The organism is Limnobacter sp. (genome assembly GCF_043511195.1).
In the GTDB taxonomy this organism is placed as follows: domain Bacteria; phylum Pseudomonadota; class Gammaproteobacteria; order Burkholderiales; family Burkholderiaceae_B; genus Limnobacter.
Genome location: NZ_CP121330.1, coordinates 2,720,970 through 2,734,318 on the forward strand (window position 1 = coordinate 2,720,970; position 13,349 = coordinate 2,734,318).

Here is a 13,349-nt window from a genome sequence, read left to right on the forward strand (position 1 = left end):
AGCGCCCTTTAAGCCAAACGAACCCGAGGGTCCGCGATGGTGTAAGCAATGTCGGTCAAAATCAAACCCACCAAATAAAGCACGGAACCTATGAACACCATGGCACGTACAATTGCGAAGTCTTGCGACTGAATGGCCTCGATGGTGTAACTGCCCAAGCCGGGAATGCCAAAAAACGATTCGGAAATCAGTGAACCCATGAACAAAAGGGGAATGACCGTGACGGAGCCAGTGAGGATTGGAATCAGCCCGTTGCGCAACACATGCCGCCCCAGCACTTGCACTTCAGACAAGCCTTTGGCGCGTGCGGTTCGCACATAATCTTTGTTGATTTCTTCAAGGAAAATGGTGCGGTACCAACGCGTACCACCACCCAAGCCACTGACCACGCCAATGAGAACAGGAAGGATCAGGAAACGCCAAGCATCAAGGCCCGAGTCATATCCGGAAATTGGCACCAGTGCCAGTGTTTTCGAGAACAGGTACTGGCCACCGATGATGTAGAACAAACCGGAAATGGACATGGCCAGCACACACAACACCACGCCGGTTAAATCAAGGTAGGTGCCCCTGAAAAATGTCAGCAGCAACGACAGCACAATGTTCAAAAACAAACCAAGAATGAATACCGGAACGGCCAAAGCCAGGCTGGGCCCTGCACGCTTTGCAATTTCATTGGCAATGTTGCGGCCGTCGTCCGAACTGCCAAATTCGCCCACAAACATGGGTACCGACTTTTGAAAGAAAATGGTTTCTGTCAACTTGCCTGTGGCTTGCGCTTCGCTGTTGATCAGCAGTGGCAAGTCGTACCCCTTCTCCCGCTTCCATTGATCCACCGACTCTTGCGAAACCCGCTTGCCACCCAATGCCAAACGGGCCATGTCATCGGGACTGTTCACCTGAAAAAACAACACAAAGGTAATCAGATTGACGCCCAATAGCACCAACAAACCGTACAACACACGGCGCAGCAAATAGTTGCCCATCAGCGTTGCCCTCCGGTGCTTTTGGCCAAATCTTCGCGGATACCCATGGCCTGTTCGCGGCGTTTCCATGCAGCCCAGGCTGGCCAGATAAACAACGCCAGTGCAATCAACAGCACTGGAATGGGCCACCACTCAGGCTGATTCCATTCTTTCCTGGCAGCGTCGCGCTTGGCCGTGTCGATTGTTTTGTATTTAATGCTGTTGCGCGCAAGGTCGTTGGGTTTCACATTCCCGTACCACTCGTGAATCAAGCCGAATTGCTGGGGCACAAAAGCAAACAGCCACGGCGCATCGTCTTGAACCAGATCAGTCATTTGGGAAATAATTTGTGCGCGCTCCTCGTTGTTCGGCATGGTTTTCATGCGCTCAAACATCGCGTCGTACTGCGCGTTGGAATAATTCGATGCGTTTTCACCCGCAGTTTTTGCTCGACTATTGGGGCCATAGAGCAGGAACAAAAAGTTTTCCGGATCGGGGTAATCGGCATTCCATCCCAGGAAGAAAATTTGCGCATTGCCCTTGCGGATTTTTTCCTGAAAACGATTCCAGTCTGTGGCCCGAATATCCAGCTGAATGTTCAATTTGGCAAACTGCTTGCGGTACCAGTCAAAGCGGGCTTTGTCGCCAGGGCCCCCACCGGTGGTGTCTAAAGCCAAAGTCAAAGGTTGCCCTGTTTTCGGATCAATACCGTTGTTGTAGCCAGCCTGTTTCAGCAAAGCCAATGCATCTTCAACGGGCTTGCGCACTGGCTTGCCATCAACAATGTCATACACCTGCGTGTTGTAACCAGCCTCGCCTTCCTCAAAGCCAAATAAACCTGGGGGTACAGGCCCGTGTGCGGGTACAGCACGGCCATTGGTAAATATCTGCGAAAACTCTTCCCAATCCATAGCGATTGCAATCGCCTGACGAAGCAACTTGGCGCGCTCGGCATCTTGGGCAGATTGACCTGGCCCAACCACAGGATCGAGCCAGTTAAAGCCCAGATAAAACATGCTGGTGGACAAAGAAGTTTCCAGACGAATGCCTTTCTCGGCCATTTCAGGGGTCAGGGCCGCGTCACCATCTGCACTAGCGCGAATGGCTTGGTCGAAGGTGTCTGCACTGACACCGGAGGTGTCGTAATAGCCCTGCAAAAACTTGTTCCAGTAAGGAATGCCTTCTTTCTCGCGCGTGAACACGACTCGATCAATGAATGGCATGGTTTTACCAGCATCGGCGAGCAACCCTTTGGTTTCGTCGTCAGGCTCACCTTCTGAAGGATAAGGCTCACCCCGGTGGTTGGGATTGCGGGTGAGCACCATGCGGGAATTCGGATCGTTCTCGGTCAGCATATAGGCGGCAGTACCCACGGGCCACCAATCCAATACCAGGTTATTTTCGATGAACCCTTTTTGGCTGTAAAAGGCATCGGCTTCCCAGGGAATGGGTGCAAAAAACGGCATGGCCAACCAGTAAATAAACTGCGGGTACTTGCCGTTCACACGGATTTCAAGGGTGTGGTCGCCCAGCGCTTGGGCACCAGGCAAATTGAATTCGCGCAAATCAAGCCACGGCAAATCTGCAGTGGCCGGCGGAAACGCGTCGCCAGTTTCCTTCTGGATTTTTTCTTTCAGCGCTTTGTCGTGTTCTTGCAGGGTTTTGGACAACTCGCCCAAACCAACCACGTAGTCACCCATGTGCCCCAAAATTGGCGACACAATTCTGGAACTTGCCAAGCGCTTGATCTCATACACGTAGTCGTGTGCGGTCAGTTCACGCGTGCCCTGCACCTCGAATTGCAGGGGGCTGTTGTACTTGCGGGCTTCGTCGCCCAGTTGGTGATACAAAAAATTGCCTTGCTCATCTTTGGCAAACGCAGGGTGCGGCTGGTATTTGATGCCCGGCTTTAATTGAATGGTGTAAACACTGGTTTTGACGGCGTCCAAGGGCGCATCGTCGGGTAACACATTGCCCGCCTCATCCAGGTAAACGGGCGTTGGCATGGCCGCAGCCGCCAGCGGTTCAAGCTGATAAGGGCGTTTCAGGTAATGGTACTGAAACAGCGGTTCGTAAATTTGGTAGGTGAATTCGGCTTCGTCTGACGTATAGGACTGCGCCGGGTCCAGGTGTTTGGGCCGAGCTGTGAAGGCGGTGTAAAGGGTGTTGAGTTTTTTGTCTGTGGCGGTTTCAACATAGGGATTGTTGGGTGCTTTGCTACACGCGGCCAAGGAAAGGCCCAAAGCCGCCGCCACAACAAAACCACCACCCCACTGAACTGCTTTTGCGAAACGCTGGAAAACTGCCAAAAAACCACCCTCGCACTGTTGTTTTTTTAGATGGCTTTATTTAACCACGCCAAACGCGCTCCGGACCCGTGTCAGCATGAATCCAGCCACCTTTTGAACCGACCCGGAAGTAAAAGCCCACGCCGCCAGCACGGAAACCTTCTACCAACTCACCCAATACCTTGGGGTGCAAGCCGGGCAGCCGGAAATCAACCGCCTGTCCTTTCAAATGCAAAGAATTTCGGGCTGCGGGCAGGCCTTGTTCAATCAGGCGAGAATTGGTTTTGAGGCTACGATAACCCGAGGTGATTTCAACCGGGGCAACAAAGCCATAACGACGAACAAAGGCCTGTGCAGCCCAAAGGGTGTCGATAATTTGCGTGTCCATGCGGAAAATCTGATTTGCCTGCACGTCTCGAAGCAAACCACAAATCTGTTCGTAGGCGATTGGGTTAAGATGTCCGTCTTTCCAGTAAGTAATGTTCAAGCGCTCGCCCGATTGTGGGCGTACCATTTCAAGGGTGCGCGGTTGCAACCAAAATGTCAGGTCAACCAGCCCCGGATCGAACAAATCGGGTGGAGGAAGCAAATCGGAACCTGCGGCCAAAACGCCGCGATTCAGAAATGTGTCTACCGAGCCAATAACGGCCAAAGTGCTTACCGCTTTGAGAAATGATCGTCGGTCGAAATTGTGCATTGCCATAACTTAAGAATTTACTTGAACTTATAATATGAGTTCTTTGAAAAAAAGTCACTAATCCATGTCAACAGATCGCCAAAATCAAACAGTTCGCACCCGTTTTGCACCCAGCCCTACCGGCTATTTGCATTTGGGTGGCGCCAGAACCGCTTTGTACAGCTGGGCTTTTGCCCGCCACCACAAAGGTCAGTTCATTCTTCGCGTGGAAGACACCGATGTTGAGCGGTCTACGCCTGAAGCTGTTCAAGCCATCATGGACGGCATGGCCTGGTTGAACCTGGATTACGATGAAGGCCCGTTTTTTCAAATGCAGCGCATGGACCGTTACCGGGCCATGATCGACAAACTGCTTGAAAAAGGCGATGCCTACCTTTGCTACTGTACGCAAGACGAGTTGAATCAAATGCGTGAAAAGCAACGGGAAAATGGTCAGCGCATTCGTTATGACGGCACCTGGCGACCCGAGGCTGGCAAAGTGCTGCCCGCGCCACCCGCTGACGTCAAGCCTGTGGTGCGCTTCAAAAACCCCTTGAGCGGCGCTGTAAGCTGGGACGATTTGGTGAAAGGGCCCATTTCAATCAACAACGAAGAAATGGACGATTTGATTATCGCCCGCCAGGACGGCACGCCCACCTATAACTTTTGCGTGGTGGTGGACGACTGGGAAATGAAAATTACCCATGTGATTCGTGGCGACGATCACATCAACAACACGCCGCGCCAAATCAATATTTTGAAAGCGCTGGGCGGTGAGCAGCCCGTTTACGGCCACATTCCGATGATTCTTGGCCCCGATGGCGAGAAACTGTCCAAGCGCCACGGCGCGGTCAGTGTGGTGCAGTACCACGAAGAGGGCTTTTTGCCCGACGCCATGATCAACTACCTGGCCCGCTTGGGCTGGAGTCACGGCGATGACGAACTTTTCAGCCGCGAGCAATTGATTGAGTGGTTTGACTCGACCAACCTGTCGAAATCGGCCGCACAGTTCGACCCTGAAAAACTGAAATGGGTGAACGCCCATTACATGAAACAGGCCCCGAAAGAATTGCTGCTGTCGGACTTGCAAACCCGCCTGGAGCAAGACGGTGTGAATGCATTTGAAGGCCCCAAACTGAATGATGTGCTGGATGTGGTGCTTGAACGCGCCTCCACCTTGGTGCAACTGCGCGACGAAGCCGCGCTATTTTACAAAGTGCCACAGGTGAATGCTGAGGAGCTGGCCCCCATGCTGGCCGAAGCGGGTGTGCGCGCAGCGCTTGCCGAATTCAACGAGGGCCTGAACGGTGTGGACTGGAATGTGGAAGCACTGAATGGTTTGGTGAAAGCCACCATTAAAAACCACGGCTTGAAAATGCCCAAGCTGGCCATGCCCTTGCGTTTGATGTTGACGGGCATCACGCAAACGCCTTCAATTGACAAGGTAATGAACTTGCTGGGCAAGCACACTGTACAAACTCGAATTGCGCAAGGATTGCAATCATGAGCAACAACAAACCCAAGGCGAACCCTGCCGACTGGGGCACAGCCACCCAGGCCATTCGCGCGGGCAGCCACCGCACTGAATTTGGCGAACATTCCGAAGCGATGTTTTTAACATCGAGCTTTGTGTTCGACAGTGCCGCACAGGCCGCCGCACGCTTTGCCGGCACCGAAGAAGGCAATGTGTATGCCCGTTTTACCAACCCCAGCGTGCAAATGTTTGAACAACGCTTGGCCGTGCTGGAAGACATGGAATATTGCCTGGCCACATCCAGCGGCATGGCTGCCATAACAACAACCTGCATGGGCTTGCTCAATGCAGGCGACCACATTGTTGCGTCGAAGGCTTTGTTTGGCGCCACTGTGCAGTTGTTTGTGAACATTCTGTCGCGCTTTGGTATTGAAACGACGTTTGTGGATGGCACCAGCATTGAGGCTTGGGAAAAGGCGATCAAACCCAACACCAGGTTGTTTTATAGCGAAACACCGTCGAACCCGCTGACTGAAATTCTGGACATGAGGGCGCTGAGCGACTTGGCCAAAAAGCACGGCATTTACAACGTGGTCGACAACTGCTTCTGTACCCCTGCCCTGCAAAAGCCGGTCGATTTCGGCACCGAAATCATTATTCATTCCGCCACCAAATACCTGGATGGCCAAGGCCGTGTGCTGGGTGGCGCCATTTGTGGCCCCAAAGACTTGTTGAAAGACAAAATTCTGCCCGTACTGCGTACAGCGGGCCCAACCCTGTCTGCATTCAACGCCTGGGTGCTGTTCAAGGGTTTGGAAACGCTGAACATTCGCATGTTGGCGCAATCGGCTGCTGCGATTGAAGTTGCCACGTGGCTGGAAGCGCACCCTGCTGTGAGCAAGGTGTACTACCCTGGCCTGAAAAGCCACCCACAGCATGAACTGGCCATGAAGCAGCAAAAAACAGGTGGTGCAATTGTGTCGTTCGAGGTGAAATCCATGAACGAAGACGACGCACGTGCCAACGCATGGAATGTGATCGACAACAGCCATTTGATGTCGATTACTGCCAACCTGGGCGACACCCGCACCACGATTACCCACCCTGGCACTACCACGCACGGAAGGCTAAGCCCTGAAGCGCGTGAAGCTGCCGGCATCAAGCAGGGCTTGATTCGCTTGGCGATTGGCCTTGAGGATGTTGCCGACTTGAAGAAGGACTTGGCGCGCGGGCTGGGCTGACTGGCCAGGAAGTACGCGAACGGGCAAAAAAAAGCCGCTGATTTTCATCAGCGGCTTTTTCATGACGGAAGTGTGCATTAAACGCGCATTTGGTCTTCGGTCAAACCCTTGGACAAGGCGTCTTTCATCCAGTTTGGACGCTTGCCGCGGCCAGACCAGGTCAATGAGGAATCCTGAGGGTGACGGAAACGCACAGGCGCTGGTCCCAGTTCGCGTTTGCCCTTGACTTTGCCCCCACCCAATTCTGCAAACAATTCCTCAAGCTTCAAACCTTTTGATGCAGCAAGTTTCTTTACTTCTTCAATTGCCTGCAATTTAGAACTACGTTCACCCAATTCTTTTTCAATGTCTGACTTCAATTGTTGAAGCTCAGAAGCACTTAACGCCGATAGATTTAGTTTTTTCATTTTTGATTTTAAGAAAGTTTATTAACAAGCCCGATTGTAATTAAATTTGATATTAACCACAAACCACAACCTAAATTGATTACTTAATCAAGTCAAGCGCGAATTTAAAGTGCTCATTTTCTGCACTTTCCAACCATTCAAACACCACCATTTCGGTTGTGACCAGCTCGGCCCCATTGCCCGCCAGTCGGTCAAACGCGGCATCTCGATTTCTCTCAGTTCTGGATCCACAGGCGTCGGTGACAACCCAGACCTCCATTTCCTCATTCAACAAGTCGAGTGCGGTTTGAAGCAAGCACACATGCGCCTCTACACCAGCAATCACAATACTGGGGCGCTCAGAATCCTGATTATTCTTTTGCAAATGCTTGGGCAAACTGCGTGCATTGCCTGCTGGTGCTTTTGAGGTCAGTAAGTCGACCAAACCTTCCGGACAGGCACTAAAGTGGGTTTTGCGCATTGTGGCTTTGCAAAATGCGCCCAGGGCCGGCACAAACGGACCTATTTTGTCCGGAACATGTTCAGTACCAAAAACAGGCACGCGCAACTTTTTGGCCAAGGAGGCCAAAATTAGTGCATTGTTATAAACATCATCTGCCTGATGAATGGCAGGCATCAACTTTTCTTGATAATCAATTAAAACCAGTTGGCTTGATTCGTGATTCAATAACATTCGATGTGATAAACCAAAGTGCAAAACAAGAGCATACAAGGTTATTCACAACAAAAACACCACAAACATTGAATCAACCCTGTTGACTTTCTGTAATCTGCTGGCAATATTTTTCAAGTTCTTCGGGCAAATGGCTGGGGCAAATACCACAACGGCGATTACCTGGCACCGCATAATCAATAAACTTTGGATAGGGTAAATTCAATTTACCCATGATCTCGATAAACTCCTCAAGCGTTTTTTGTTCACCCAAACGCGGATTTCGACTTTTCTCTTGAGCAATCGAAGAAACCCGCCGGTTTTGATAATCGTGCCCCGGATAAACCAAGGTGTCTTCAGGCAAAGAAAATAATTTTTCCCTCACGCTTTTGTATAAGGTGGGTGCATCACCGTTCTGAAAATCGGTTCGCCCACAGCCATCAATCAACAGCGCATCGCCAGTAAATACCCTTTCCCCCAAGCGATAGGAAAAGTGACCATCGGTGTGCCCTGGCGTGTGCAAGGGCTGAATTTCAATACTGCCAATTAAAAACTGTCGGTCTTCTTCAATACCATGGTCGGTGCACGGCAAACGATCGAAAGCGGGAGCGGCTATCTTGCTGCCCACTTTTTTCTTCAACTCAAGTGCGGCAGTAATGTGATCTGCGTGTATGTGTGTATCCAGGGTATAGGCGAGAGTCAAACCAAGTTCATTGACCACTGCCAGGTCGCGATCAATTGCGGACACCACCGGGTCAATCAACACGGCCTGCCCTGTTTGCTCACAGCCCAACAAATAGGTGTAGGTGCTGGACACCGGCTCGAATAGTTGCTTGAAAATCATATTCCGTCCTCAATATTTTATATATGCGTATTCGCGCATATAATAAATGGCATTCTATATTTTTATTGCCTGTCATGCAGTATGCAAATACGGCAAGGCAAAATGTTCAATACTCAATCTTTACAGGGGAAATCTTGAAGCAGGTATTTGCATGATTGGTACGCTGGCCTTGGGACTTTTGGTGGGGTTGGTCATGGCACTGACGGGCGCTGGCGGTGGCGTGCTTGCTGTACCGCTACTGGTATTTACAACCGGGTTGCCTGTTCAACAGGTGTCTGCCATTGGTTTGCTGGCGGTGGGCTTGGCGGCAACGCTGGGTGCGGCACTTGGCCTTCGCGCAGGCGAGGTGCGCTACAAAGCTGCAGGCCTGATGGGGTCTGTGGGCTTGCTGCTATCACCTGTTGGCTTTTGGGTGGCTCAGCAAGTCAATACCAAAGCGCTGGGCCTTGTGTTCTCGGCGGTGCTGTTGTGGGTTGCATTCAACGCATTTCGGGGTGCTGCAAATTCAGAGCTGAATGTGATTGATGCGCCGCCCGATTCGGAAAAAAGCAAATGCCCTTGTATACGTAGTCCGGAAACCGGGCGCTTTATATGGACCTGGCCATGCGCTCGTGCACTTGTTTTCTCTGGTGCGGTGGCGGGCTTTCTATCAGGGTTGCTGGGTGTGGGTGGCGGCTTTGTGCTGGTGCCCGCCTTGCAGCGCTTCACCAACTTAAGTGTGCAATCGGTCACTGTCACTTCATTGGCGGTGATTGCAATTGTTTCAACATTTGGCGTGTTGAACAGCGCCAGCGCCGGCGCTTTCAATTATGAAATCGGTATTACTTTCGCAGCCGCCGCCTTGTGCGGCATGATGGGAGGGCGGCTGGTTTCCAACAAAATGCCAAGCGCACAATTGAAAAAAGCATTTGGTGTGATGTGCGTGATTGTGGCGGCACTGATGGTGGTGAAGAATATTTAGTCGGTATTGCGAAATTCAGTTTTCAACTGTTACCAGTCTCGCTTGATCCAGCCCGAAACGGCTGGATTGCTCATTTTTCACGGTTTGCATGATGTTTTTCATCCAAGCCATCACCGCAAATAAGGGTAAATAAAGGGCAATCGCCCTCATCAGCCACTTCAGGTTAAAGCCTGCCGCACACAGCACCACATGCAGTGCATCACCAGATGCCCCTTTGAGCCACGTTCTTCGCATTCCGTGATCCGCTTTCAAGTGCCCGATCGTCGGTTCAATGGCCTGCCTGCGTCTCAGTCTCTTTCTGTCCGCTTTGATCATCGATTTGTATTTGCCTCGGTGGATGATTTCCACATCTGGATTTGCATAATCCACCCCACGGTAACCCAAATCCACGTACACCTGCTTGATCGGTGTGTTGTGCTCTTCGGTGAGAATCCTGGCTTGTTCTAGTTGTTCTGCCAGCGTGTGACCATCGAAAGGGTTGCCAGGAAATGTTCTCGCACCAACAATCAAACCCCTCTTGTGAGTCACTGCAAAGCCAGCTTTGACCCCAAACTCATAGGGCTGTCGGGCCTTGCCCTTTCCAATGCACTCTACTTCAGGGGCATGTAAAGCGTACAGCTTGTTCTTGTCTTTCGGTTTCTGATTCACAAGGCGCTGCGCTCGTTCAAGCAAGGTGTTCATTCTTTCCAGTGCCGCTGAGCTTTCCAGATTCAGGACTTTGAGCTTGCGCTGTACTTCCCGAATCACAATGCCCACAACGGTTCGCTGACGTTTCAATGTTCGCCTCAGGCGTCTGAATTGTTTGGCATGGGCATAACCGGCTGCTTTGCGTTTCAGTTGTTTGCCTTCCATGGCAAAGGTCTGCTTGAATTTGATTCCAACGTGTTTGGCGTTCTTGATCAACTGGTACCGGGCGATTTCCAACAGCCTGCTGTCAGTCGGATAGGCCACTGCCTTCTCAACCACAGTGCTGTCGACAATGACTCGTTCAAACTCGCTTGGGCGAATGGCTTTCATCTTCACCGCTGCATCAATGGTCGCCTTGAACAACTCTTCAACCCCAGCCTCTCCAAGCATTTGGCGAAACCGGGTGATCTGGGCCGGATCACATGGAAACTTGGTCTGGTAATACTCCATGCCGCTGAAATACTGCCACTGCACATTCTCGGTCCAGCGCACCACCAACTCCCGGTCACTGACATCATAGGCGTGTTTCAAATACAGCAATGACACCATCAACCGGATTGGCAACCGAGGGCGTCCGGCGTTGCTCACCCCCGCACCTGCTATCTGTAGATTCTGGCCAAACATGTCGTCTGTGAAAAACTGACGACCTTTACGGTCACGATGTTCAAACACCGGCCTCAAAGACTCTTCCAACCCATCCCAGGGCATCTTCTGCGACAACACCGCCAACGGGTGACGAAGGTCAATCATCTGATCCAAACGGGAGCGGAAAAAATCGTCAGTGGCCATCAACATAAAGGGACAAAATCCCTCAGATTTCTAATACCCATATTTTACTTTCTGGGGGATTCGCAACCCACTCAGACATGCAAAACACCAGAAATCATGCGGGTTTCGAACATTTTGCAAGGCCGACTATTTAAGTGATTCAAAATCCCGGCGTAATTCCGAAACCAATCGTGAAAGCTCTGGCCTCTTGAAAAGTGCCATAGTCGCTGCCGTAGCTGGCATCCACTTGCAGAAAATCGGGAATCAACGTGTACCGCACCCCAATACGCCAACTTAAACTGTCATTCACACCTGAATAGGTTTCAACAGAAAACCCGACTCGCTCATTGAACGAATAATCGAGTGCTGCTGCTTTGAAGACACTGTTGTCGCTTTGGATTTGGTCACTGTATTGCAAATAGCCCAAATTCAAGTGAAGCAGTAAATCGGTGCCATGCAGGGGCACAGAGGCAATGGTAGTAAGCAGCGTTTCTTGCGAAGATTCATCGCTGAATTTCAAGCGCCCCCATTCGCGACTAGCTGCCAAGCCAAATCCTGTCGAGTTCTCGGTGAAATCTCGAAGTATGTGTTTGTAACCAAGCGAGTTCAGGGACAGATCTTCCTGATTGCCATGTGCAGCACCAAGCCCCAGACTGAATTCGCCGTTGCCAAGGAAATTGCAACCTCCATTGAAATTGTCCTGTCGGACTTCAAGGGCAGTTTCTGTCCAGAAATCAAGTTGGCAGATTCTGTGGGCAGTGACTGACGCATCATCAGTTTCAATGGGACGGCCGGCTTGTGCCGAATTTACACCCACGGTCAAAGAGACAACTACGGCAATTAATTTTTTCACAAATATATAGGGTCGGTTTTGTAACGATCGGGGACATTCAAACCATCAGCAATCACTGGAAAACCGCAAGGCTGCCATATACCTCCAGCGTAAAGGTTTATATCACACACAATATAAAAAGCCCCCATGGTTACCCAAAGGAGCTTTTTTGTACCACTCAAACTAACCTGATTAGATTGGCAAAGCACCTGTCACTGGATCAAGGGCACCCAAGCCACCGCCGTCCGTAGAAATCGGCAACGCACCGGTGAGCATATCCAAAGGCAAGGCATCTGTACCTGCACTTGAATCGCTAGAACTTGCTGTGTCGCCGCCCAACACCTCGCCGACCGTACCAATTAAACCAGTGGGGTCTTGAGCAGAGGCATCGGTCACCGCATTACCCAAAGTTTCAACTCCACCAGCCAGGGTATCCACACCATCGCCCACGGCACTGGTTACTGGGTCAAGTGGTGCCAACGCTGCGTCTTCAGCGGTCAGGTCGGTAAGGCCCTCACTCACCTCGTTCAAAGTACCAGGCAAACCGTTGGTGTCACTGGTATCGTCGCTGGTACCCACGATTGGCGCCAAAATATCAGATGTAATCGGTGCAAGGGGGCTGTCATCGCCTGCCAGCGTATTGCCCACATCGGCCAAACCTTCTGCAACTCCATCCACCGCGCCAGAATCAGAACCCAGGGTTTCAGTCAGTGGGTCTACAACAGGAGCCAAGGGGGTATTTTCCGTGCCACTGTCCAGTCCGGTTGAAATTGCGTTTACCGCACCCACAACGCCACCGGCATCGGAGCCATCACCGCTACCGGGATCGCCAACCACACCGGCGAGCACGTCCGTCAAACCTGTGGGGTCTTGATCGGAAATCCCTCCGATTGCGCCACCCACGGTACCCAAGCCATCGGACACAGCATCAGTTGCGCCAGCCACGGGTGCCAATGGAGTTTCCTCCAGACCATCGCCAACAGACTCAACGCCACCGGCCAAACCACCAGCACCGGAGCCACCATCGCCAGCACCGCCGTTGTCATCGTCGTTGCCCAGAATGAAAGCACCTGCAGCCACGGCACCCAAGCCGGCGGCTGCGCCACCACCCAAACCACCCGCCAGCAGACCAGCGCCAACAAGCCCAGACATTTCGCCGGTGCCTTGCTCCAGAATTGCAGATGAAATATCGTCGTCAATGTCGTAAAGTTCGACACCTTCGGTCAAGGCAACTACCTTGGTGCGCGAAGCCGCGCCTGCTACGTCAGAGCCAATTTCTTCCAGACGCGCAGCCGCACCCGGCTGCAATACCAACAAGGTATCGCCCTGCCCTGCACCACGTGCCGGAATTCGAATTTCCATGGGAGTTGCAGATGTATTGGAAATCTCATCACCCCATTGGAACAACTCGGCATCGGCCACTGCCTGACCATTTCGGGTCACCGTGGGCGTTGCATTGGGGGTCTGAATTTTGGCAACCGGGGTTTGATCAATCATGAGGTGTACACCTGTAAGTTTTCTGACACAACTAATACACCCAATCGCTTGGAACAG

The 13,349-nt window shown here is 51.7% G+C and carries 12 protein-coding genes; 3 read left to right on the top strand and 9 right to left on the bottom strand.

Going from position 1 to position 13,349, the window contains the following annotated elements:
* Positions 1 to 8: 8 nt before the first annotated feature.
* From P0D43_RS12940 to P0D43_RS12950, 3 genes are read right to left on the bottom strand one after another with little or no spacing between them, the layout of a single operon-like run.
* Positions 9 to 986 (bottom strand): ABC transporter permease, encoded by a 978-nt coding sequence (locus tag P0D43_RS12940; RefSeq protein ID WP_159571351.1) that lies wholly within the window; start codon positions 984 to 986, stop codon positions 9 to 11.
* Positions 986 to 3,274, bottom strand: a complete 2,289-nt coding sequence (locus tag P0D43_RS12945; RefSeq protein WP_394672605.1) for an ABC transporter substrate-binding protein — start codon at positions 3,272 to 3,274, stop codon at positions 986 to 988. The genes P0D43_RS12940 and P0D43_RS12945 overlap by 1 nt, the downstream gene beginning before the upstream one ends.
* 40 nt (positions 3,275 to 3,314) lie before the next feature.
* The gene (locus P0D43_RS12950) at positions 3,315 to 3,950 is read right to left on the bottom strand and encodes a DUF882 domain-containing protein (RefSeq protein ID WP_159571355.1); all 636 of its coding nucleotides are present in this window, start codon (positions 3,948 to 3,950) and stop codon (positions 3,315 to 3,317) included.
* A 64-nt stretch (positions 3,951 to 4,014) separates the two neighbouring features.
* Between P0D43_RS12950 and gltX the strand changes: the two genes are divergently transcribed.
* Both gltX and P0D43_RS12960 read left to right on the top strand, forming a co-directional pair.
* Positions 4,015 to 5,436: a glutamate--tRNA ligase gene (gene gltX / locus P0D43_RS12955; RefSeq protein ID WP_159571357.1), complete on the top strand. Its 1,422-nt coding sequence runs from the start codon at positions 4,015 to 4,017 to the stop codon at positions 5,434 to 5,436.
* On the top strand, positions 5,433 to 6,644 hold the full coding sequence (locus P0D43_RS12960; RefSeq protein WP_394672606.1) for an O-succinylhomoserine sulfhydrylase: 1,212 nt from the start codon (positions 5,433 to 5,435) through the stop codon (positions 6,642 to 6,644). The genes gltX and P0D43_RS12960 overlap by 4 nt, the downstream gene beginning before the upstream one ends.
* Positions 6,645 to 6,721: 77 nt before the next feature.
* Here P0D43_RS12960 and P0D43_RS12965 read toward each other — a convergent pair whose 3' ends face one another.
* The 3 genes from P0D43_RS12965 to P0D43_RS12975 form a co-directional block, all read right to left on the bottom strand.
* Positions 6,722 to 7,051, bottom strand: a complete 330-nt coding sequence (locus P0D43_RS12965) for an H-NS family nucleoid-associated regulatory protein (RefSeq protein WP_394672607.1) — start codon at positions 7,049 to 7,051, stop codon at positions 6,722 to 6,724.
* Between the two features lie 79 nt (positions 7,052 to 7,130).
* Entirely contained in the window at positions 7,131 to 7,724 is a 594-nt protein-coding gene (locus P0D43_RS12970; protein WP_159571366.1) for an isochorismatase family protein, read from the bottom strand.
* Between the two features lie 73 nt (positions 7,725 to 7,797).
* Entirely contained in the window at positions 7,798 to 8,547 is a 750-nt protein-coding gene (locus tag P0D43_RS12975) for an MBL fold metallo-hydrolase (RefSeq protein WP_394672608.1), read from the bottom strand.
* 151 nt (positions 8,548 to 8,698) lie between these two features.
* Here P0D43_RS12975 and P0D43_RS12980 point away from each other — a divergent pair, with 151 nt between their 5' ends.
* On the top strand, positions 8,699 to 9,508 hold the full coding sequence (locus P0D43_RS12980; RefSeq protein WP_159571372.1) for a sulfite exporter TauE/SafE family protein: 810 nt from the start codon (positions 8,699 to 8,701) through the stop codon (positions 9,506 to 9,508).
* A 15-nt stretch (positions 9,509 to 9,523) separates the two neighbouring features.
* Here P0D43_RS12980 and P0D43_RS12985 read toward each other — a convergent pair whose 3' ends face one another.
* The 3 genes from P0D43_RS12985 to P0D43_RS12995 all read right to left on the bottom strand — a co-directional run bounded on the left by P0D43_RS12985 (position 9,524) and on the right by P0D43_RS12995 (position 13,292).
* Positions 9,524 to 10,990, bottom strand: a complete 1,467-nt coding sequence (locus P0D43_RS12985) for an IS5 family transposase (RefSeq protein ID WP_394672609.1) — start codon at positions 10,988 to 10,990, stop codon at positions 9,524 to 9,526.
* 133 nt (positions 10,991 to 11,123) lie between these two features.
* Positions 11,124 to 11,816, bottom strand: coding sequence for a hypothetical protein (locus P0D43_RS12990; protein WP_159571375.1), 693 nt, complete (start codon positions 11,814 to 11,816; stop codon positions 11,124 to 11,126).
* Positions 11,817 to 11,987: 171 nt separating this feature from the next.
* Positions 11,988 to 13,292: a hypothetical protein gene (locus tag P0D43_RS12995; protein ID WP_159571378.1), complete on the bottom strand. Its 1,305-nt coding sequence runs from the start codon at positions 13,290 to 13,292 to the stop codon at positions 11,988 to 11,990.
* Between the last annotated feature and the right edge of the window lie 57 nt (positions 13,293 to 13,349).